General features: G+C 56.1%; 16 protein-coding genes. 11 read left to right on the top strand and 5 right to left on the bottom strand.

Annotated elements, in window-relative coordinates; all coding sequences use genetic code 11:
- The first annotated feature begins 258 nt into the window (after positions 1-258).
- Positions 259-3771 carry a pyruvate:ferredoxin (flavodoxin) oxidoreductase gene (gene nifJ, locus ACQ3G7_RS13220; protein WP_430890157.1) on the top strand — a complete coding sequence of 1171 codons (3513 nt, stop codon included), beginning with the start codon at positions 259-261 and terminating at the stop codon, positions 3769-3771.
- Between the two features lie 44 nt (positions 3772-3815).
- Here the strand turns inward: nifJ and ACQ3G7_RS13215 are convergent, their stop codons facing one another.
- Both ACQ3G7_RS13215 and ACQ3G7_RS13210 read right to left on the bottom strand, forming a co-directional pair.
- The gene (locus tag ACQ3G7_RS13215; protein ID WP_430890156.1) at positions 3816-5288 is read right to left on the bottom strand and encodes an amidase; all 1473 of its coding nucleotides are present in this window, start codon (positions 5286-5288) and stop codon (positions 3816-3818) included.
- A gap of 10 nt (positions 5289-5298) precedes the next feature.
- Positions 5299-6624 carry an MFS transporter gene (locus ACQ3G7_RS13210; RefSeq protein ID WP_263096658.1) on the bottom strand — a complete coding sequence of 442 codons (1326 nt, stop codon included), beginning with the start codon at positions 6622-6624 and terminating at the stop codon, positions 5299-5301.
- 502 nt (positions 6625-7126) lie between these two features.
- On the opposite strand from ACQ3G7_RS13210, the gene ACQ3G7_RS13205 reads away from it, so the two are divergent.
- From ACQ3G7_RS13205 to ACQ3G7_RS13190, 4 genes are all read left to right on the top strand, one after another.
- Positions 7127-8038: a LysR family transcriptional regulator gene (locus tag ACQ3G7_RS13205; RefSeq protein ID WP_430890155.1), complete on the top strand. Its 912-nt coding sequence runs from the start codon at positions 7127-7129 to the stop codon at positions 8036-8038.
- 27 nt (positions 8039-8065) lie between these two features.
- A complete protein-coding gene (locus tag ACQ3G7_RS13200) occupies positions 8066-8563 on the top strand; it encodes a cupin domain-containing protein (RefSeq protein WP_430890154.1) in 498 nt (165 codons plus the stop codon).
- Between the two features lie 178 nt (positions 8564-8741).
- Complete coding sequence (locus ACQ3G7_RS13195; RefSeq protein ID WP_430890153.1) at positions 8742-10232, top strand: GIY-YIG nuclease family protein; 1491 nt, start codon at positions 8742-8744, stop codon at positions 10230-10232.
- 1 nt (position 10233) lies between these two features.
- Positions 10234-11049: a hypothetical protein gene (locus tag ACQ3G7_RS13190; RefSeq protein WP_430890152.1), complete on the top strand. Its 816-nt coding sequence runs from the start codon at positions 10234-10236 to the stop codon at positions 11047-11049.
- 11 nt (positions 11050-11060) lie between these two features.
- Here the strand turns inward: ACQ3G7_RS13190 and ACQ3G7_RS13185 are convergent, their stop codons facing one another.
- Complete coding sequence (locus ACQ3G7_RS13185; protein WP_430890151.1) at positions 11061-11951, bottom strand: LysR family transcriptional regulator; 891 nt, start codon at positions 11949-11951, stop codon at positions 11061-11063.
- Positions 11952-12051: 100 nt separating this feature from the next.
- Here ACQ3G7_RS13185 and ACQ3G7_RS13180 point away from each other — a divergent pair, with 100 nt between their 5' ends.
- Positions 12052-12876, top strand: coding sequence for an SDR family oxidoreductase (locus ACQ3G7_RS13180; RefSeq protein WP_430890150.1), 825 nt, complete (start codon positions 12052-12054; stop codon positions 12874-12876).
- On the opposite strand, the gene ACQ3G7_RS13175 is transcribed toward ACQ3G7_RS13180, so the two are convergent.
- Positions 12873-13817 (bottom strand): zinc-dependent alcohol dehydrogenase family protein, encoded by a 945-nt coding sequence (locus ACQ3G7_RS13175; RefSeq protein WP_430890149.1) that lies wholly within the window; start codon positions 13815-13817, stop codon positions 12873-12875. The genes ACQ3G7_RS13180 and ACQ3G7_RS13175 overlap by 4 nt on opposite strands.
- Before the next feature lie 56 nt (positions 13818-13873).
- On the opposite strand from ACQ3G7_RS13175, the gene bla reads away from it, so the two are divergent.
- The 5 genes from bla (at position 13874) to glgX (ending at position 21749) form a co-directional block, all read left to right on the top strand.
- Complete coding sequence (bla, locus tag ACQ3G7_RS13170) at positions 13874-14743, top strand: class A beta-lactamase (protein WP_430890148.1); 870 nt, start codon at positions 13874-13876, stop codon at positions 14741-14743.
- Between the two features lie 159 nt (positions 14744-14902).
- Entirely contained in the window at positions 14903-17953 is a 3051-nt protein-coding gene (fdnG, locus tag ACQ3G7_RS13165) for a formate dehydrogenase-N subunit alpha (protein WP_430890147.1), read from the top strand.
- A 12-nt stretch (positions 17954-17965) separates the two neighbouring features.
- Positions 17966-18850 carry a formate dehydrogenase subunit beta gene (fdxH, locus tag ACQ3G7_RS13160; RefSeq protein WP_263096641.1) on the top strand — a complete coding sequence of 295 codons (885 nt, stop codon included), beginning with the start codon at positions 17966-17968 and terminating at the stop codon, positions 18848-18850.
- The gene (gene fdnI, locus ACQ3G7_RS13155) at positions 18843-19490 is read left to right on the top strand and encodes a formate dehydrogenase-N subunit gamma (RefSeq protein WP_430890146.1); all 648 of its coding nucleotides are present in this window, start codon (positions 18843-18845) and stop codon (positions 19488-19490) included. Before fdxH ends, fdnI begins: the two co-directional genes overlap by 8 nt.
- A gap of 183 nt (positions 19491-19673) precedes the next feature.
- A complete protein-coding gene (gene glgX, locus ACQ3G7_RS13150; RefSeq protein ID WP_430890145.1) occupies positions 19674-21749 on the top strand; it encodes a glycogen debranching protein GlgX in 2076 nt (691 codons plus the stop codon).
- A gap of 41 nt (positions 21750-21790) precedes the next feature.
- Here glgX and tehA read toward each other — a convergent pair whose 3' ends face one another.
- Positions 21791-22744 (bottom strand): dicarboxylate transporter/tellurite-resistance protein TehA, encoded by a 954-nt coding sequence (gene tehA / locus ACQ3G7_RS13145; RefSeq protein ID WP_430890144.1) that lies wholly within the window; start codon positions 22742-22744, stop codon positions 21791-21793.
- Positions 22745-23217: the final 473 nt, after the last annotated feature.

Here is a 23217-nt window from a genome sequence, read left to right as displayed (position 1 = left end):
TCTGAGCGGGAAGGGCAAAGAGTAAACAATCGCCAGACCATTTGTACGAAACCGAACAATCGTGTTTGTCGGCGGTGGTGTGTGCCCGCTGCCCGACACTTTGTCGGCTGTTCAACAGGATGTCGCTTTCGCTGTCTTATTCCACGCAATCGCGTTTGTCGGATGCTCAGTAATGGCTTGTATTTCCACGAATAAATGAGCTGGCACAGGCTGTGCAATAGTCCGCTGACCAGGCCTCTCACATTCGAGGAACGAGCAATGTCCGGAAAGATGAAAACAATGGATGGCAACGCCGCGGCGGCATGGATCGCCTATGCCTTTACCGATGTCGCGGCGATTTACCCCATCACCCCCTCCACGCCAATGGCGGAAAACGTGGATGAATGGGCCGCCGCCGGTAAGAAAAACCTGTTTGGTCAGCCGGTACGGTTAATGGAGATGCAATCCGAAGCCGGGGCGGCCGGGGCGGTGCACGGTGCGTTACAGGCCGGGGCGCTGACCAGCACCTATACCGCCTCGCAAGGGTTACTGCTGATGATCCCCAATCTGTATAAAATCGCCGGAGAACTGTTGCCGGGGGTGTTTCATGTGAGCGCCCGGGCGCTGGCGGCCAATTCGCTGAACATTTTTGGCGATCATCAGGATGTGATGGCCGTTCGCCAGACGGGCTGCGCCATGCTGGTGGAGAGCAATGTGCAGCAGGTGATGGATCTCTCGGCGGTGGCGCATCTGGCGGCCATCAAAGGTCGCGTGCCGTTTATCAACTTCTTTGACGGTTTTCGCACCTCTCATGAGATCCAGAAAATCGAGGTTCTGGAGTATGACGAGCTGGCCCCGCTGCTGGATACTGAAGCGCTGGACCGTTTTCGCCGCAACGCCCTTAACCCCGATCACCCGGTGATCCGCGGTACGGCGCAAAACCCCGATATCTATTTTCAGGAGCGCGAAGCGGCCAACCGCTACTATGCGGCGCTGCCGGATATCGTTGAAGGTTATATGGCGGAGATCGCCGCCATCACCGGGCGCGAATATCACCTGTTTGATTATTACGGCGCGGAAGACGCTGAACAAATCATCATTGCTATGGGGTCGGTGTGCGACACCATTTCTGAAGTGGTGGATGCGCTGATCGACAGCGGAGAGAAAGTCGGACTGGTGACGGTACATCTGTTTCGCCCGTTTTCGCTGGCGCACTTTTTTGCCAGCATCCCGCAGAGCGTGAAGCGTATTGCGGTGCTCGATCGCACGAAAGAGCCGGGTGCGCAGGCCGAACCCTTATGCCTGGATGTCAAAAACGCCTTTTACCACCACGACAACGCGCCGCTGATTGTGGGCGGCCGTTATGCGCTGGGGGGCAAAGATGTGTTGCCGGGGCATATTGTGTCGGTGTTTGAAAACCTGAAAAAACCGCTGCCGAAGGACGGTTTTACGGTGGGTATTTTCGACGACGTCACCCACACTTCGTTGCCGTTGCCCATGCAGGATGTGCAGGTCTCCCGCGAAGGGATCACCGCCTGTAAATTCTGGGGGCTGGGTTCAGACGGCACGGTCAGCGCCAACAAAAGCGCCATCAAAATTATCGGCGATAAAACGCCAATGTATGCGCAGGCCTACTTTGCCTACGATTCGAAAAAATCCGGCGGCATTACCGTCTCCCATTTGCGCTTTGGTGAGCGTCCCATCACCTCGCCGTATCTGATCCACAAAGCTGATTTTATCGCCTGTTCACAGCAATCCTACGTCGATAAATATGACCTGCTGGAGGGGTTAAACCCCGGAGGAACCTTTCTGCTGAACTGTACCTGGTTTGGCGAGGATCTGGAGGCGAACCTGCCCAACAGCATGAAGCGTTATATTGCCCGCCAGGGCATCCGTTTTTACACCCTGAATGCGGTGGATATTGCGCGCAAACTGGGGCTGGGCGGGCGCTTCAATATGCTGATGCAGTCGGCATTTTTTAAGCTGGCGGGGATTATCGATCCGCAAACCGCCTCAGATTATTTGAAACAGGCGGTAGAAAAATCGTACGGGCGTAAAGGGCAAAAAGTTGTCGAGATGAACAACGCCGCCATCGATCTGGGGATGGAGGCGATTCACGAAGTGATGGTGCCGGAACGCTGGGCGACGCTGGAGGAGGAACGGCCTGCGGATACCCGGCTGCTGCCGGATTTCATCCGCGACATCCTCGAGCCAATGAACCGTCAGAATGGCGACACACTGCCGGTCAGCGCGTTTATCGGCATGGAAGATGGCACCTTTCCACCCGGCACCGCCGCCTGGGAGAAACGCGGCATCGCCCTGCAAGTGCCGGTCTGGCAACCGGAGGGTTGTACCCAGTGTAATCAGTGCGCGTTTATCTGCCCGCATGCCGCGGTGCGCCCGGCGCTGCTCGATACGGACGAACGCGAATCTGCACCGACGGCGCTGCTGAGTAAGCCCGCGCAGGGGGCGAAAGAGTATGAATACCATCTGGCGATTTCACCGCTGGATTGCTCCGGCTGCGGCAACTGCGCGGATATCTGCCCGGCGAAGGGCAAAGCGCTGAGTATGCAGCCGCTGGAGAGCCAGCGGCATATGGCGGCTATCTGGGATCATGCGCTGGGACTGTCGCCAAAAGCCAATCCATTTAACAAAACCACGGTCAAGGGCAGCCAGTTTGAAACGCCGCTGCTGGAGTTCTCCGGCGCGTGTGCAGGCTGCGGCGAGACACCGTATGCCCGGCTGATCACCCAGTTGTTTGGCGATCGGATGATGATCGCCAATGCCACCGGCTGCTCCTCCATCTGGGGCGCGAGCGCGCCGTCGATCCCGTGGACCACCAACCACAAAGGCCAGGGGCCCGCCTGGGCCAACTCGCTGTTTGAAGATAATGCCGAATTTGGCTTAGGGATGATGCTGGGCGGTCGGGCGATACGTGAGCAAATCGCCAGCGACGTGACCGCAGCGCTGACCGCGCCGGTCAGTAACGGATTGCAGCAGGCGCTGTGCGCATGGCTGGAGCATAAAGAGAGTGGCGAGGGCAGCCGCGAGCGTAGCGAACACCTGAGCGCGCTGCTGGCGCAGGAGAAAGGCGATAACGCTCTGCTTAACCGGCTGTATCAAAACCGCGACTATTTCACCCGGCGTTCCCAGTGGATCCTCGGCGGCGATGGCTGGGCGTACGACATTGGTTTTGGCGGACTGGATCATGTGCTCGCTTCCGGCGAGGACGTGAATATTCTGGTGTTTGATACCGAGGTTTACTCCAATACCGGCGGCCAGTCGTCGAAGGCGACGCCGGTGGCGGCGATTGCCAAATTTGCCGCAGAAGGCAAACGCACGCGCAAAAAGGATCTTGGCATGATGGCGGTGAGCTACGGCAATGTGTATGTCGCGCAGATCGCCATGGGCGCGGATAAAGCGCAAACCTTACGGGCGCTTGCCGAAGCGGAAGCCTGGCCCGGGCCGTCGCTGGTGATCGCGTATGCCGCCTGCATTAATCATGGTCTGAAAGCCGGGATGGGGTGCAGCATGCGTGAAGCCAAACGGGCGGTGGAGTCCGGTTACTGGCACTTATGGCGATACAATCCGCAACTGGCAGCGAAGGGCAAGAATCCGTTTATGCTCGACTCTGAAGAGCCGGAAGAGGATTTCCGTGAGTTCCTGATGGGCGAAGTGCGCTATGCCTCGCTGGCGCGGACATCGCCTGAGCTTGCCGGGCAACTGTTTGAGCAAACCGAACAGGATGCGAAGCAGCGCTTTGCGCAGTATCAGCGACGGGCGGGAGAATAAACTGCGTGCCGGATGGCGCTGCCGCCATCCGGCGAATGCCCGGGTTAACCGCTCACGTGAACCTGCGGCGCGCGGTTCGTGTTAAAACTGCCGCCCAGCGCGCGTTCCAGTTGTGCGGCGAGTTGTAACAACATACCGTCGTTACCCTGACGGGTCTGGAAATGCATACCCAGCGGAATGCCGGAAGATTGCCAGGCCAGCGGGACAGAGATCCCGGCGGTGCCGGTCAGGCTGGCAAGCGGGGTATAAGAGAAGATCGCCCACAGGGTGTAAAACCAGTCCATAACGTCCGGGTTGTCGCTGAGCGTGAGGTACTTTTTCTCGCCTAACAGCGGCGTGGGTTTGGCGAAGGTTGGCGTGAGGATCACATCCCACTGCTGAAAGAATCGCCCCAAATCCCGCGACACAGTGTTAAACGCATCCTGCATTTTCCAGCGTTCGCTGTAGGACATATTCACCCCTTTTTGCCAGATACGGAGATTAATCGGCTCGATCTGATCCTCTGGCGGCGCAGTCAGTCCCCTTTTTTCCAGCATGCGTTGAATGAACTGGGCAAAGTTACTGATATAACAGGTGGTTTGTGCCGTAAAGGCCTGCTCAAAATTCACCGACGGCGTGACCCATTCCACCTGATGGCCCAGCTCTTCCAGCAAGCGTACTGTGCGCTCCAGTTCGCCGACAAAATGCGTATCGGCATGGTACTGGCCCCATTCATGGGAAACGGCGATACGCAGCGGTTGCGGATCCCGCTTAATCATCTCCGTGTAGGGCTGTTTGCTCTCCCAGTAAGGCATAAACTCCCCTGGTGCACCGCCGCGGCAGCTATCAATAAACCGCGCGGTGTCGCGCACGCTGCGGCTGACGCAACCCTGCGTCGAGACATAGCCGGTGATATCGGAGAGCGCCGGGGCGATCGACAACACGCCGCGGGAACTTTTCAGGCCGATCAGGCCATGGGAACCCGCCGGAATACGAATTGATCCCCCGCCATCGGTGGCATGCGCCAGCGGCACCACGCCAGCGGCGACGGAGGCGCAGGCGCCTGCCGAGGAGCCAAAGGTGGTGTAATGCGGGTTCCACGGGTTACGGGTGACGTAGATCGCCGGGTTTTCCACGGAACCGCACACGCCAAACTCCGGCGTGGTGGTGCGACCAATAATGTTCAGCCCGGCGGCGCGAATTTGCGACGTCAGGAAGGCGTCTTCGCTGGCGCGATAACCCTGCAGAAATTTCGAGCCTTGTTCCTGTAAGCGATGTTTAACGCCGGGGCCCAGATCTTTCATCAGGAAAGGTACGCCCCTGAAGGGGCCCTCCAGCGCGGTACCGTCTGTCTCGGGAGCGGCAATCGCATCATCAAACAGTTCGACCACCGAACCGATGTGTGGGTTGATTTTCTCTACCGCCGCCTGCGCTTGCTGCGCCAGCTCTGTCGCGCTGATATCGCCCTGGCTGACGCGTTCGGCCAGTGCCGTGGCATCATGGGCGGCCCATTCCCGCCATGTCATTACTGTTGTCATGTGTGCCTCCTTATGGCTGAACGGTGGAGCGGCGACGCGTGAGTGCGGGTTGCGGCATCTTTTTACGCTCTTTCAGCAACACGGTGGCGCACAGGCAGAGAATATTGGCGGCGATAAGGTAATAACCCGGTGAAACAGGGTCGCCGGTCCATTTTATGAGCCACGAGAAAACGATTTGCGCGGTGCCGCCAAACAAGGTGATGCCGAAGGCAAAGGCAATCGAGAAACCGGTGGAGCGGACATATTTCGGGAAGTTTTCGCACAGCACGACCAGCACGCCGGAACCACTGATGCATTGCAGCGCGGCAAAGACGGTGATCACGCTGTAAAACACCGCCTCGCTACGCCAGGTATTGATGATTTCCAGTCCCGGCAGCAACAAGACCAGCAAAATCAGCCGGGGTGCAATAATGGTCACTTTTCGCCCAAAACGATCTGCCATCCAGCCGCCAACCAGTGAAAACACCACCACGCAGACGCCAATCAGAATGGTGGACGCCATGGCGCTGCCGGGCGCGAACGCCAGCTCATTGAGTGCGTAGGTGGTCATATAATTGAGGAAATACTGAGTGATAGTGCTGCCGGAGAGAATAAAGATACCCACCAGCACCAGCCCCCGGTAATTTTTGAAGACCTCTCCCAGCAGGCTGCCAGTGGATTGCGTTGCGGTGGTGTTTTCCGAGGCGTACGTTTCACGTAAGTGGCGGCGCAGGTAAATGGCAATCGGCAGGATCAGCAAACCGAAGGCGAAGGGGATCCGCCAACCCCAGGCGGCTAACTGTTCCGGCGACAGCACCTGCGTCAACGTATAACCAATCACGCCCGCGCTGATGCCCGCCAGCCCCTGCGCCACAATCTGCCAGCTGGTATAGAACGCCCGCTTACCCTGCGGCGCGGCTTCCATAATAAACGTGGTGGCCGGGCCGGCTTCACCTCCCCAGGCCAGCCCCTGCAACATGCGCACCAGCACCAGCAGAACAGGGGCCGCGATGCCAATGGTTTCATAGCCGGGCAGGAATACCAGGCCGCCAGTCCCGATGGTCATAAACACCATGGTCAATAACATGGCCGGTTTGCGCCCAACGCGATCGGCATAGCTGCCAATAAAAATCGCGCCAAGCGGGCGCACAATAAAACCGATGCCAAAAACGGAAACCGATAATAAAAGCCGGGTAAAGGGATTATCTGACGGGAAAAAGACATTACCGATCATCACCGCGAAGGTGGCATAAGCGCTAAAGTCAAAAAATTCCACGGCCGCGCCAAGGACAACGGCAATCACTTCTTTGCGCGAAGCTTTGGGTTTCTGCGCGCTGTATTCTGTTTCATTTGCCATATTCAGGTCTTCCTCAAGCTGTTCAGTCAAATTAAACGGTGAGAGACACAGCCAGAGATATAGCAAGCAGGAAGGGCAATCACTATCACAATTGTCCGGGGGCGGTGCGTAAAAAAAGTATGCACTTCGCGAAGGGTTGAACAATAAGAAAATAATATCTTTGTTTTTATCTTGTTGATATTTATTTGTTTTATTTTACCTGATGTTTACTGGTAATTTTTATGGGTAATTAAAGCAGACAGACGTGCACTTAAAATGTGCTTTCTCTGTTTCAGATGTCATAAATAATGTGTTGCGGGGCGAAAAACATCCTGATGATAAATAAACTGTTTTATATTTCTGGCGAGAAAAGAGGAGGGCCGTCTGCACAATAATGGTCAGCCATGCCTGATTGCAGTGCATATTTATCGATTTTGCTACCGTAGTGAGCAACGATTGTCAGAACCGGGCGACCCATAATAAGGTAAAACGCTCAGAGACCACATTTCGGGGGGGCCGCCGGATGCAATTACGTGCATTGCGCTATTTTAGCCAGGTGGCGAAGTCGACGTCATTACGCGATGCGGCGGATAAATTATTTGTCGCACCGGGTGCGGTCACGCGGCAAATTGATTTGCTGGAACATCACTACGGCGCGCCCTTAATTGAGCGTACGCCCCGCGGTATTCGCTTAACGCGCGAGGGCGAATTTCTTGCTCAGGCGGTGGACGCGACGTTGCGTGAGCTGGATTCGGTAAAAGAGCGTATCGCCACGGTGCAAAGCGTCGTCTCCGGCACGGTACGTATTTGTGCCGCAGAAAGCCTGATTTCGGCGTTTATCGCACCGGCGATCGCCGGGTTTCGCCAGCATCATCCGCGCGTGTCGTTTGAAATCGAGATCGGCAGTGCGCCGCACGTCGCTGAACAGCTTCTCTCCGGGCAGGCGGATCTGGCGCTGACCTTTTATATGCCGGTCAGTGCGGAATTGCAGGTGACTCACAGTTGCGAATTACAACATAAGGTGCTGATGTCGGCACGCCACCCCCTGGCGGGTAAAAGCGCGTTGACCTTGAAAGAGATTGTGCACCACCCGCTGGCGATCCCTCCGGCCAACTATTCGGTGCGGCAACTGCTGGAGTCTGCCGCCCGGCGGGAGAATCTGCATTTTGACTTGTGTTATATCGCCAGTTCGCTCGAAGTGCAGAAAGCGCTGGCATTGCAGGGGAATGCGCTGATCATCCTGCCGCAACGGAATGTGAACGACAGCACCGGGTATGAACACTTTGTTGCGGTACCGTTGGCGGATCCGCTGATGGGAAAAGTGAAAGTGGACCTCTGTCTGCCGCGTCAACGCACGCTGTCGCTGGCGACCAAAATCTTCCACGCCATGCTGGCGGAGGACATTGACAGGCAGAATGGGGTGTTTCAATACTGAAGGGAACGCTTTTTTCAGGAACCCTGTATGAACGACAAAACGCTGCCGCCCTTTGTTATCCGCAATTTTAACGAGATTGAGATGGAGACCTTTGTCCGCCCGCCGTTGTACGAATCGCGCGGGGGATCGCTGACCAAAGGCACCGCTGCCAGCAAGCTTGGCGCATCAATAGATATTTTGCCGCCGGGCAAACGCGCGTGCCCGTTCCATTTACACCATGCGCAGGAGGAGATGTTTATCGTGCTTAACGGTAGCGGCACCTTGCGCATTGGCGATGAGCACCGCGCCATTAAAGAGGGCGACGTTATCTGCATTCCGCCGGGTAAAAACTGGCCGCATCAGATCATTAATACGTCCGATCAGCTTCTGCGTTACCTCTCCATCAGTACCCTGGAAAGCCCGGAAATTTGCGAGTACCCCGATGCAGATAAATTTCTCGCCCGCGCCCGGGTTGACGGGCGCGACACCTTCCGCCGGGTGGATTTTAACGGCGAGGGCGTGGATTACTGGGACGGGGAAGCATAATACCTTCAGCAACGGTCTCCTTCGATGGGTGACGCGTCATCCGGGGGAGACGGGCTACGGGAACTGATAGCTGTGTTACGTGAACAAATGGCGTAAGCTGAAGGACTTATTTTCGTTATGCCATTTGCATAACGGCACATTGATTACACATGAATGACAATAAAGGTTCACACAGCCTATGTCTGATCTCTCTTCATTACCGCTTCAGGAAGCGTATCCGCAATTACAGACGCTGGATCCTCTGGCCAACGCGATCATTGATAAAACCGTCGATAATGTCACCCGAAAACTGGTGGCGGGTTACCGCAATAAACGGAATTCTCAACCGGGGGCGAACAACCCCAAAATAGCCGTCACCGTGGCAGACACCCTGGAAGCAACGTCTGCGCAAAGCGTACTGGCAGTCGCCAACCGTGGGGTGAACTGGAAAGAACTAATTGTTAAGACATTCAGCCACGGTATTTCATCGATCGCCTCCATGAAATTTGATGGTGAATTTACCGTCACAAACGGTGTGGCCGATGGGCTGAAAAATGTTCCCGACACGCCGGGGGTGTATGTCGTTTTTAATAAAGAGGGCGTGGCGCAATATATTGGTGATGCGGCCAAATTACGCACGCGCTGGATTGCCGGTCATTTAAATGAAAATAAACAAGCCGAACGAAACGGAACGCCCTATAAGCTGGCTGACGAGTTCAGCGAAGGGTGCACGGTAAAATTTATCAGCGTCGATTCGGTTGAAACGGCGGCGGCGATTGAAGCGCATATCCTGAAAACGGAAATGCCGCCGGTGAATAAAAAAGAGGAACTGAAAAACGAGCAGGGCACCCGTTCCAACATTGAAGCGAAAAAAATGAAGGACAAGCTGGACAGCGCCGCTACCCTTGCTGTCGGCGCGGCGAAAGAAGCCGTGCTGAATGTCGGATGGGACGTGTTCGAACGGCTTGCCACCACCATGATCAAGGCGCTGAAAGATGAAATGGTGGATCTGTTTATCACCTCAAAAGCGCTGCTTCGCGTTCGATTAACGCGCTTTCTTGATTCGGTCTGGGGTGTCATTAAGCAGTACATCGAAGCCCCGCTGTCGATTCTGAAAGGCATCTTTGAATTCGTGCTTAACGCGCTGAGTCAGGCGATCGGTAAAATCTACCAGTTGGCGAAAAATATCTACGAACTGGGCATGTCGGCGATGGCATTGGTAAAAGGCGCGAAAACGATGACGCGCCAGCAGATGATTGATAAAGCCTCCGAGATCATTATTACCAGCGGCGTTCTGATCTTCTGGGATGCGCTGGAGCCGATTATCGAGTCCGGCATTACGGGGTTATTTGCACCGCTTGCGCCTTTTGCGCCCTATATCTCTTCATTGCTGTGCGCGATTGGCTTTGGTGTGACCAGCCACTATTTGTCGTCATTTGTGCCGCAGGTCTTAACGCTGGTCGCCAATACCGAGCCGCAATTTATTGAGGCAGGGCGTAAAACACATCAGCAGTTGCTGGCAAATATGGAAGCCAATGAAAACCTGCTGACGGAAATCACGGCATATGCCCGTTCATCCGTGGCGTTTATTGATGAGACGCGCGCGCAAACGCAACAACTTCAGTCGCGGGTGGTAAAACTGACGCGTTTTTCCATTGCCGATGATTTAGCCAAATTAAAAGGACAGTAATGTGACTGCTTTATTGCCAGCCATTCCCGCGCGCCAGCATCCCGTTGCCCACTTTCGTCACAATATTGATGCGTTGCTCCTGCGTCTGAACGACGAGTTCGAGAAGACGAAAGATGTGCAGGGCGAAGTCGCCGCCTTTAATGAACGCGGTTTTTTTAGTCGCTGGACGGGCTCTATCACGACGCAAAATGACACCGATTTGGCCGGTATGATTGCAAGCCTTGGCGGTAGCCTCAGCGTGACGCAGGAAGTGTTGCGCTGCCTGTTGCAGATCAACGCAGAGAAAAACCAGGCGCTGAAAGGGTTTCATGCCGCAATTGTGGACAAATTGCAGGATCTGGAATCGAACGACAGCGCTTTTGATCTGAGCGTGCGGGAAAACTTCACGTTGCTGCTGGAGCATCTGAAAGAGCAGGTCGAAGATAAGCTCGCGCAGGCAAACCAGGTTGAAGAGCACGCCCGAACGCTGGAAACACACCATGATCAGCTCAGTGCTTTTCAGCGCGATCTGGCGCAGCAGCAGCGCCTGTATCAACGTCTGGTTGAGCAACTTGATGAACTGGAAACGAATAGCGAGACGCATACCCGGCAGGTGAATCAGTGCGAAAGCGAACTGGCGGCGGTAAAAAACAGAGCGGAGGGGATAGAACGTAAACTGGCCGCGCTGGAGCAACAACTTGCTGAGAATACGCTGCACTGCGACACGCTCGCGCACACCATGCGTAAGAACCGACCGGGTTTCAGAGACCTGTTATTGTTCGTCTCGGCGGCGGGCGTGGTTGTTCTGGGCTGGTTGCAGTTCGCTCACACGCTGTAAACCACAGGCGGCTAACCCGCTTCGCGTAGCGCCGTAATAAACGCCTGCAACGTTGCCGGGATCTGGCGGTGGCTGGAGTAGTAAAGGCACAGCCCTTCAATGGGAGGGCACCAGGACTCCAGCACCCACACGGCGTCTCCCTGTGCGATGGCCTGGCGGGCGTAAGGCTCCGGCACAAAGGCAATGCCGAGGCTTTTGACCGCCGCTTCAACCATCAGCGCACTGTTATCCAGACACAGATTTCCGGGCACATCCACTAACAGCGGTTTGTGATGGTCCATAAATTCCCAGCGGTAGCGCTTGCCGCCAGGAAGGCGCTGGCAAATGCAGCGGTGCTGGTGCAGATCCTGCGGTGTTTGCGGTGTTCCGGCCTGGCTGAGATAGCCCGGCGAGGCAATGGCAATAAAACGAATCGGGCCGCCAAACGGCACGGCAATCATATCCTGAGGTACGGCTTCCGCCAGACGCACCCCCGCATCGAACCCTTCCGCCACAATGTCCACCAACCGGCCTTCGGTGACCAGATCCAGCGTCACATGCGGATGCGTATGCAGAAATCCTTCCACGACATGCTGTAACAACCAGCGCGCGCCGCCTTCGTTGGCATTGATCCGCAATGTTCCGCTCAGTGTCTGCGCACCAAGACGCGTGGCATCGAGCACGTCGTCCAGTTCGTTCAACAGCGGTTGTAACCGTTGCAACAGCGCTGCGCCATGCTGTGTGAGCGAGACGCTGCGGGTGGTGCGGTGCAGTAATCGGGCGTTTAGCTGACTTTCCAGCGAACGCATCGCGTGGCTGAGTGCGGAACGGGAAACCCCCAGTTCATTGGCGGCACGCTGAAAACTGCGATGCCGGGCAACCAGCACGAAGGCGTTTAAATCACTCAGAGCGGGCGGTTTCATTGTTGAAAGTTTCTCACCATAGCATGCGCATTGTTGTGGCTTATCATAGCACCGGCGACGGCTTACGCTAACGGACGTTGAGTTAACGACGAGGTATGCGATGAAAAGCTGGCTGATTACCGGAGCCTCCTCCGGTCTTGGATTGTTGATGACGCGCAAGCTGTTAGCGCGGGGTGATAAGGTTGTGGCGTGCGTTCGCCGCCCACAGTCGCTGGACGAACTGCACGCGCGCTATGGTGAACGGTTAACCGTGTGCTGTTTTGATATGACGGACACGCCCACCATGCGCGATGCGCTGACGGCCGCCTTTACCGCCTGCGGCCATATTGATTATGTGGTGAGCAATGCCGGTTATGGTCTGTTTGGCGCGGCGGAAGAGGTGAGCGATGCGCAAATCGAACGGCAGATTGCCACCAATCTGACCGGGTCGATTCAGCTGGTGCGCGCAGTATTGCCGTGGTTGCGTGCGCAGAACAGCGGGCGGATTGTTCAGATCTCCTCGGAAGGCGGGCAGGTGGCCTACCCGAATTTTAGCCTTTACCATGCCAGTAAATGGGGTATTGAAGGGTTTCTGGAGTCGGTTGCCCAGGAAGTGAAACCTTTTGGCATCGATATTGTGATCGCAGAACCCGGCCCGACAGCGACCGGGTTTGGTCAGGGGCTGGATCATGCCCCCCCGCTTGCCGTCTACGATGAAACACCGGCGGGCGAGGTGCGACGGGCGATCGCCAGCGGTGCATTTGATATTAAAGGCGACGCTGAACGCACGGTTGACGCCCTGATCAGCGCGGTGGAAATACCACAGCCACCGTTCAGAGTGCCGCTTGGCAGCCTCGCTTACCACCATCTGACGGCGTCGCTTTCCGCACGGTGGCAGGAGATTGAACGCCAGCGCGAGGTGGCTTACTCCGCCGATCGGGATTAGCGCATCGCCAGCAGCGGTTTGGCGGTTCTGCCGGGCGTCTGGTAGAAGCGCACGGCCGCTTGCCACTGGTGCAGATCGAACAGTTCGGCGTCGCTGACGCGACTGTGGCGCAGGTGCGCCCAGAGCGTGCGGAACGTCTCCTGCCACTGGGGCGCGGGAAGCGCGTCAAGATAATGACGGACATGAAACCAGTGCACCACCGGCAAACGCTGGCGAAGAGAGAACGGCTGGCCGGAGAGCAGGCCGTAGCTGATAAATTGCCCGCTATGCGGCATGGCGTCCAGCAGGTGTTGCGCCAGTGCGCCGCCGGTGGCGTCATACACCACTTCCGCATTGCTGGCCGCCTGCGCAATGGCGGCGGTTTCGGTTTCCGCCAGCGGTTTGATGCCGCTGGCCGCCAGTCTGTCAGCATGGATCGCCGAGCGATAAATGCCGGTCACGCTCAGTGCGCCCTGTTGTAAGGCCCACTGCGCGAGAAAACCTGCGCAGTCCGACCCTGCCGCCGTCACGACGACATGTTTGCCGACGGGGGGATAGTGTTGCAGCATCAGCAGCGCCGCCAGCGGGTTGATATATGCTCTGGCGGCAAGCGTATCGTCGATCTCCTCCGGCACGGCAATGGCGAAGGCCGCCGGGCAATCAACATACTGCTGCCATGTTCCTTCACCGCGTAGGGGCAATACCCGTTTCCCCACTAAATGCGCCGCAGATGCCGGTGCCTGCGTGACCACGCCCACGCCTTCATAGCCTGCAATCGCGGGCAAGGTGATTCGGTGGCGGTACGCGCCCGTCACCGGGATCAAATCGGAAGCATTCACCGGCGCAAGCGTCATTTTGACGCGCATATTTTCTGCCGCCAGTGGCTCCATGTCGCGCGTTTCACTTTGTAAACGCACCAATGGGTCGCCAAAATTTCGGTACACTATTGCGGTGTTGTACATGCTTTGCACTCTGTTATGCCGGTCGCTAACGTTAAACACTGTAAAGGATTATACCTATGTTTTTCCCGAAGAAATCCCTCTGTTCTCTGCTGTTGTTTGGCGTTTGCGCCGCGAATGCCGCCACCATCGATAGCGCGACGCTGACGGCGGTTGCCCGCTTGCAGGAAGCGCATTTAGGTGCGCGTATTGGTATTGCGGTGGTGGATATCGCCAGCGGAGAAACGGTGAGCTATCGCGGTAATGAACGCTTCCCGCTGAACAGCACCTATAAAGCGCTGCTGTGTGGAGCGTTGTTGAGTAAAGCCGACAAAGGTGAATTGTCGCTGAATGACACCACCCAGTTCAGCCAAAGCGAGCTGGTGGAGTATTCACCGGTCACCAACAAATTCGTCGCGCCAGCGACCATGAGCTGGCAACAGCTGTGCAGCGCGGCCGTCAGTGTCAGTGACAATACGGCGGCCAACCTGGTGACGAAAAAGCTCGGCGGCCCGGCGGCGATAACGCAGTTTATTGCGGCTTCGGGTGACAGTGTCACGCGGCTGGATCGCTATGAACCCGAGCTGAACAGCTCTATTCCGGGCGATTTACGCGATACCACCACGCCGCTCGCGGTGAGCCAGACCCTGCAAAAGCTGGCGCTGGGGGATGTGTTAACGCCGGGCTCCCGCGCGCAACTGGTGCAGTGGATGCGCGACGATAAAGTGGCCAACCCGCTGCTGCGCTCGGTGTTGCCAGCCGGCTGGGAGATTGGCGATAAAACCGGAGCCGGCGCCAATGGTTCGCGCTCTATTATCAGCATCGTCTGGCCACACAAAAATAAACCTCGTATCGTAACGATTTATATAACGGATACCAAAGCAACGCTGGCGCAAAGTAATGACGCCATTGCCCGAATCGGTACCGCAATATTTAATGCAACGCGTTAATAAACCGGCAGAGGATAACCTCTGCCGCTAACTTAAGTTAAATAACCCTCTCCCCCGAATTACCCGCAAAAATAACCATAAATGGATAATGGTTAAGCCGCATAAATATCCTTATAATCTCCGTCCCTTTTCACGTCTTAAGTTTAAGCTGGAGGTTAAATGGATCTCAGCCGGAGACAGTTCTTTCGGATCTGCGCGGGCGGTATGGCAGGAACAACTGTTGCATCTCTCGGATTTTTATCTTCTTTTTCCGTTCAGGCGGAAACACGTCAATACAAACTCTTAAAAGCAAAAGAGACGCGAAATAACTGTACTTACTGCTCAGTGGGCTGCGGCATGCTGATGTACAGTCTTGGCGATAATGCGAAAAATGTCCGCGAAAGTATTTACCACGTTGAAGGTGATGCCGATCATCCCGTCAGCCGTGGTTCACTGTGCCCGAAAGGCGCAGGCGTGCTTGATTATATTCACAGCGAAAACCGTTTGCAGTATCCGGAATATCGCGCACCCGGATCGGATAAATGGCAGCGTATTAGCTGGGATGACGCCATTGAGCGTATTGCCCGCTTAATGAAACAGGATCGTGACGCCAACTTTATTGAAAAAAATGCCCAGGGCGTAACGGTCAACCGCTGGACCACCACCGGCATGCTGTGCTCTTCCGCAGCCAGCAACGAAACGGGGATCCTCGACGGTAAATTTACCCGTGCGCTGGGGATGGTGGCGATCGATTGCCAGGCGCGTTTGTGCCACGGGCCCACCGTTGCGGCGCTGGCGCCGACCTTCGGGCGCGGTGCGATGACCAACAACTGGGTGGACATCAAAAACGCCAACGTGGTGCTGATCATGGGCGGGAACGCCGCCGAAGCGCACCCGGTCGGGTTTAAATGGGTGATTGAAGCCCAGACCCAAAATGACGCCACGGTGGTGGTGGTTGACCCGCGCTTTAACCGCAGCGCCGCCGTGGCGGATTTTTACGCGCCGATCCGCGCCGGTTCAGATACCGCCTTTTTGCTGGGGGCGATTCGTTACCTGATTGAACACGACCAGATCCAGCATGAGTACGTGCGTCATTACACCAACGCCAGCCTGATTATCCGCGATGATTACGCCTTTGATGACGGGTTGTTCAGCGGTTACGACAAGGCAAAACGCCAGTATGACAAAGCAAGCTGGTTCTATCAGCTCGACGCCCAGGGCAATGCGCTGCGGGATGACACGCTGAGCCATCCACGCTGTGTATGGAATCTGTTGAAAGCCCACGTTGCGCGTTATACGCCGGAAATGGTCAGCCGTCTGTGCGGCACCAGTGTGAAAGATTTCACCCATGTGTGCAGCCTGCTTGCCAGCACCAGCGTACCGGATCGCACGGCAACCATTCTCTATGCGCTTGGCTGGACGCACCACTCCGCAGGGGCGCAAATCATTCGTGCCGCCGGGATGCTGCAACTGCTGCTGGGGAATATCGGGATGGCGGGCGGTGGGGTGAACGCCCTTCGCGGTCACTCCAACATTCAGGGGTATACCGATTTAGGTTTACTCTCAACGAACCTGCCCGGCTATATGCCGCTGCCGTCGGAAAAACAGCCCGACTACCAGACCTATATTTCACAAATCACGCCGCCTTCGCTGGGGCTCAATGAAGTGAACTACTGGCAAAACACGCCCAAATTCTTTGTCAGCATGATGAAGAGTTTCTGGGGCGATCGCGCCACCGCAGAGAACAACTGGGGTTACGACTGGCTGCCAAAATGGGACCGTCTGTACGACGTGATGACCCAGGCCGAGCTGATGCTGGAAGGGAAAATCAACGGTTATATCGTGCAGGGCTTTAACCCGCTGGCCGCGTTCCCGGACAAAAACAAATCTTCCCGCGCGTTAGCGAAGCTGAAATACATGGTGGTTATTGATCCGTTGGTGACGGAGTCTTCCACCTTCTGGCAGAACCACGGCGAGATGAACGACGTTAACCCGGCGGACATCCAGACCGAAGTGTTCCGTTTGCCGTCTTCCTGCTTTGCGGAAGAAGATGGCTCCATCGCCAACTCCGGGCGCTGGTTGCAGTGGCACTGGGCAGCGGCGGAACCACCGGGAGAAGCGCTGCATGACGGCAAAATTCTCGGTCGTCTGTTTATGCGCCTGCGTGAACTCTACCAGCAGGAAGGCGGGGCGAACCCGGCACCGTTGCTCAATATGTCCTGGGATTATCACGATCCGCGCGACCCGCACCCGGAAGAGATCGCCCGTGAAGCCAATGGCCGCGCCCTGCGCGATCTGTACGACGACAAAGGTGTACTGATTGCCAAAAAAGGTGAACAGCTCAGCAGCTTTGCCCAGTTACGCGCCGACGGCTCTACCAGCAGTTTCTGTTGGGTCTATTGCGGAAGCTGGACAGAGCGCGGCAACCAGATGGCGAACCGCGATAACAGCGATCCCTATGGCCTGGGTTGCACGCCGGGCTGGGCATGGTCATGGCCTGCCAACCGCCGCATTCTCTACAACCGTGCCTCAGCGGATCCGTCGGGCAAACCGTGGGACGCGAAACGCGCATTGCTGCACTGGGATGGTCAGCGCTGGACGGGGATGGACGTTGCCGATTACAGCCAGGCCGCGCCGGACAGCCATGTCGGGCCGTTTATCATGAACCCGGAAGGGGTCGCGCGTCTGTTCTCTATCGACAAAATGAACGACGGCCCGTTCCCGGAGCACTACGAACCGATTGAATCACCCATCGGAACGAACCCGCTGCACCCGGCGGTGATCTCAAGCCCGGTGGCGCGCATCTTCCAGGATGATATCGCCAATATGGGCAAAGCAGACGCCTTCCCGTATGTCGCCACCACGTACTCCATCACCGAGCTGTTCCGCCACTGGACCAAGCATGCGCGGTTGAATGCCATCGCCCAACCGGATCAGTTTGTCGAGATCGGTGAAACGCTGGCGCAGGAGAAGGGGATTCTGGCGGGAGACACCGTGAAAGTGATGTCGAAACGCGGCTTTATCAAAGCCAAAGCGGTGGTCACCAAACGTCTGCAAACGCTGACCATCGACGGGCGTCAGGTGAATACCATCGGTATTCCGTGCCACTGGGGGTTTGAAGGCGCGACGCGCAAAGGATTCCTCGCCAATACGCTGACACCGTCCGTCGGGGATGCGAACTCGCAAACGCCGGAATATAAGGCGTTTTTAGTCAATGTCGAGAAGGCGTAAGGAAACGAAATTATGTCCATGCAATCACAAGACATTATCAAACGCTCGGCGACCAACGGCCTGACGCCGCCGCCGCAGGCGAGAGACTTCCGCGCGGAAGTCGCCAAACTGATCGACGTCTCGACCTGTATCGGCTGCAAAGGCTGCCAGGTGGCCTGTTCAGAATGGAACGACATTCGCGATGAGGTGGGCTACTGCGCCGGGGTGTATGACAACCCGCTGGATTTGAGCGCCAAATCCTGGACGGTGATGCGTTTTAGCGAAACCACGCAGAATGACAAGCTGGAGTGGCTGATCCGCAAAGATGGCTGTATGCACTGCGCTGAACCGGGTTGCCTGAAAGCCTGCCCGTCTGCGGGGGCAATCGTGCAGTATGCCAACGGTATTGTGGATTTTCAGTCCGAACACTGCATTGGCTGCGGTTACTGCATTGCCGGGTGTCCGTTTAACATTCCGCGTCTTAACCCGGAGGATAACCGGGTCTATAAATGCACGCTGTGCGTCGATCGCGTCAGCGTGGGTCAGGAGCCGGCCTGCGTAAAAACCTGCCCGACAGGCGCTATCCATTTTGGTACCAAAGCCGAGATGCTGGAGCTGGGCGAGGCGCGGGTTGCGCAGCTGAAAAAGCGCGGTTATCCGCATGCGGGCGTGTATAACCCGCAGGGTGTGGGCGGTACGCATGTGATGTATGTGCTGCACCATGCCGATCAACCGGAGCTGTACCACAATCTGCCTGCTGAACCGAAGATTGATGTGCCGGTTAATCTGTGGAAAGGCGTGCTGAAACCGCTCGCCGCTGTCGGTTTCATGACCACTTTCGCCGGGCTGTTGTTCCACTATATCGGTATCGGTCCGAATAAAGAGACGGATGATGACGAGGAGGATGCGCATGAGTAAGAGTAAGAGCAAGATGATCCTGCGCACGACGTTTATTGATCGCGCATGCCACTGGACGGTGGTGATTTGTTTCTTCCTGGTGGCGTTGTCCGGTATTGCGCTGTTTTTCCCGACGCTGCAATGGCTGACGCAAACCTTTGGTACGCCGCAGATGGGGCGGATTTTGCACCCGTTTTTCGGCGTGCTTATCTTCCTGATCCTGATGTTTATGTTTGTGCGCTTTGTGCATCACAACATTCCTGACCGTCAGGATCTGCCGTGGATCAAAGGCATTGTCGAAGTGCTGAAAGGCAATGAGCACAAGGTGGCGGATGTCGGCAAATATAACGCCGGGCAGAAAATGATGTTCTGGACCATTATGAGCATGATTTCGCTGCTACTGGCGACGGGCGTGATTATCTGGCGGCCTTATTTTGCCCACTTTTTCCCCATCTGGATGATCCGCTGGAGCCTTTTGGCGCATGCAACATCGGCGATCGTCCTGATACTCGCTATTCTGGTGCATATGTACATGGCGTTCTGGGTGAAAGGTTCAATCAAAGGAATGATTGAAGGCAAAGTCAGCCGACGCTGGGCGAAGAAACACCATCCCCGCTGGTACCGTGAAGTCGAAGCGGCGGAAGAAAAACAGCAGCAGTAACCCTCTTACCGCCCGGCGTGCGTGATGGCGTCGGGCGGCTTGCCTTAAGCCAGTCGAATTATCGTCTATGATTGTTCTCGTGACGGCGCAGCGCTGCGCAGTGTCGGTCCGTGGATAAAAGAAAAAGGCGCGATTCGCAATTGTTGCGTCAGGTGCGGCTTTACAGGCGATAAAGAGGACGCTATGTCTGACGATAAACGCTTTTACATCACGGCAGGGCATGGTCAACAACTTGGTGCAAACTTCGACGGCGAAGGCGTCAATTTCGCCCTGTTTTCCGCCCATGCGCATCGCGTGGAACTCTGTTTGTATGATCCCAGCGGTAAGAACGAGATAGCCCGGCTGGATCTCCAGGAAAACACCCATGAGATTTGGCACGGCTATGTTCCCGGCCTGCAACCTGGCGCGCTCTACGGTTACCGGGTGCATGGCCCGTTTGATCCACAAAACGGGCACCGCTTTAACCCTCACAAATTGTTGATTGACCCCTATGCCCGCGAGATTGTCGGCGACATTCAGTGGAACGCTGCCCATTACGCCTACGAACTGGGGCATGAAGATAAAGACCTGACGTTTGATACGCAGGATAGCGCGCCGTTTACGCCCCGCTGTCGGGTTATCGATCCCTTCGCCTTTGACTGGCAGGATCAGGCGCGACCCGCCATTGCGTGGCCACAGGCCGTGATATACGAAACGCATGTAAAAGGATTTACGCAGCTAAACCCCTTGTTGCCGGCAGAACTTCGCGGCACGTTCGACGGGATGGGGCACCCGGCGTCGGTGGATTACATCAAAAGCCTTGGTATTACCGCTGTTGAGTTGTTGCCGGTGCACTGGTTTCCGGACGATCAGCATTTACTGGACAAAGGTCTGCGCAACTTCTGGGGTTATAACACGCTCGGTTTCTTCGCCCCGGCGACGCGCTATTACGGGCCACGGGGGATTCAGGGGGTACGCGATATGGTGCGGGCGTTTCATGCCGCGGGTATCGAAGTGATCCTCGACGTGGTTTACAACCATACGGCGGAAGGTAATGAACTGGGGCCAACGCTCTCCTTTAAAGGGATCGACAACTTCTCCTATTACCGCACGCTGCCCGATCAACACCGCTATTACATCAATGACACCGGTACGGGCAACACGGTCAATACGTCCCACCCCAGAGTGTTGCAAATGATCATGGATTCGCTGCGTTACTGGGCTGAATCCATGCATATCGACGGCTTCCGCTTTGATTTAGGCACGATCCTCGGTCGTGAGCCGGAAGGGTTTGACCAGCGCGGTGGTTTTTTCGATGCCATGACGCAGGATCCGCTGTTGTCGAAACTGAAGCTGATTGGTGAACCCTGGGATATTGGTCCGGGCGGTTATCAGGTGGGCGGCTTCCCGCCGGGCTGGGCGGAGTGGAATGACAAATACCGTGACACGCTGCGGGAATACTGGAAAGGCGATAACGTATCGACGGATTTCGCCGCCCGTTTGCTGGGATCCGGTGACTTGTACGATCAGCGCGGGCGTCGCCCGTGGGCGAGCGTCAACTTTATCACCGCGCACGATGGTTTTACGTTAAACGACCTGGTGTCGTACAACGAAAAACACAATGAAGCCAACGGCGAGGAGAATAAGGACGGGCACAATGATAACCGTTCGTACAACTACGGTGCCGAAGGGATAACGGAGGATGACGGCATTCATGTTGTGCGTGAGCGGCAAAAACGCAATTTCCTCGCAACGTTGTTCTTTTCCCACGGGACGCCGATGTTGCTGGCCGGGGATGAGTTTGGTCGCAGCCAGCAGGGGAACAATAACGGTTATTGCCAGGACAGCGACATTTCCTGGATCCACTGGGATGCCCAGCAAGGGGATGGCGAACTGCTGCTGGAATTTACCCGTCAGGTGATTGCGCTTCGCGCGTCGCAACCGCTTCTGCGCCGGGCAAACTGGCGCGATGGTCTGGTTATACAGTGGTATAACGCAGGCGGCGGCGAACAGCTACCCGAGCAGTGGGATGAGGGCTCGACGCTGGGTGTCTACATCAGCCGTCCTGACCTGCAAACGACGCCGGGCATCTGGCACGACGTGCTGATGCTGTTTAATCCCTTCGAAGGGACGGTGCCGTTTCGCATTCCGCAGATCGGTGAAGGGGGCTGGTTGCTGGAGTTAACCACGGCGGACACGGCAAAACACGGGTTCGTTATCACCAGCGAGCACGATTTTGAACTGGAAGGGCGCAGCATTGCGCTGTTCCGCCGCCCTTAATAAACCCGCGCGCCTGGCGGAACAGACCTGGCGCGCTGTCGTTATCCCCGAACCAGTAACTTGCCGCGAATCAGCAGAAGAAAGGTTTTCACCATCAATAACGCGATCACCAGATTTGCGCCAATAAACAGCGGGAACGCCATCCAGTAAAGCGCGCCGCCGGGTGCGGCATGACCCATTTTAATGGCGGTGGTGGCCAGCGACGCGACGCCGAACGAGAAGCTCCAGAATGACGGGTTAAACGCCTGCGCGCTGTACCAGGGGATCAGGCGGATCATAAACAGCATTTGCAACAGGCCATAACCGAATAACAGTTTGGCGAAGACATCCACCTCGCCGCCATTGACGCTTAACCAGGCGCTACAGGCGACAAACGCCGGCGCCATTTGAATGCCCAGCGACGTACGCACTGCGGGAGGCATCTCGTCCAGATTGCGCATCCGGCTCAAAATTGCAGGTTCCAGGCTCAGCCAGGAAAACAGCCCCGCGCCAAGAAACAGGAGCCCGACATCGTTGAAACCCAGCGCGCCGCAGGCCATGGCGCTGATAAAATTGTTGGCGACCGTCGGCAAATACAAGCCTGGCGTAGTGGCTTCTTTCGGGTGTTTACCGCGCCACAACCCGGCCGTTTGCCAGGCGGAGTAGGCGAGTTGTACCGTAACGGCCACTACAAAAAGCGCGAATGCGAGGGGATAATTCCACGGAACAATGCCGATGGCCACCAGCATAGACGTTGCCGGGGCCAGACTCACAAAGCTGCTTTTCAGCGGATGGGTTATCTCTTCCCGCAGGGTGTGGCGATGGCGCACCAGGCGGATAAGAAAGGCCACCATCAGTACCGCCCAAATCACGATGGCGAGGAGGATAAGTGTGGTGGCGGGCACAACACTGACGGGCCAGATCGTTGCGGCAAAGCGCCAGGAAAAGCCAAGCCCGATAATACCCAGCACGATACCAAAATAACCGGCGGGCAGATTTAGGGGTGATTTTTTCATCACCTTACTCCTGATAATAATGGAACCTGTATTAAAACCGCAGGCATTATAAATGATATTTTGTTTGCATGTTTGTTTTATTGCTTCTGAGCGTATTCTTAGCACGTTTTTTCATCACCGCACGGGGTGTCTTATTATTCGTTTTTTATAAAATTTACTCACTATTCTCATAAATTAAAAAATAATAAATTAACGATCATGATGGCGCTGTTATTTAATTCCTTCATTCCTGCTGTTCATTCTTTTTCTTTTTTTTCCGGGACTGGTTGCGTTAATTATTTTCAATTATCAGATGAAATATCTGATTTCGTCCGCTGGTCGCTGTCAACTGGCACAACCTTATTTACGCTTAAAAAATCAGCGTGCTGTTTCAGTTAAATAACAGGAGGGATTGTGCCTGAACATGCCCGTGTCTCCCGGCCTGTGACGGCTGAACATGTGCCGGATGCCGTCCCGGACCTGGCATCGCCGGA

Origin of the sequence: Kosakonia sp. N21 (assembly GCF_050587465.1) — a bacterium.
Classification (GTDB): Bacteria; Pseudomonadota; Gammaproteobacteria; order Enterobacterales; family Enterobacteriaceae.
The sequence above is the reverse complement of the archived record's forward strand: the minus strand, read 5'-3'. Positions and strand labels throughout refer to the sequence as shown.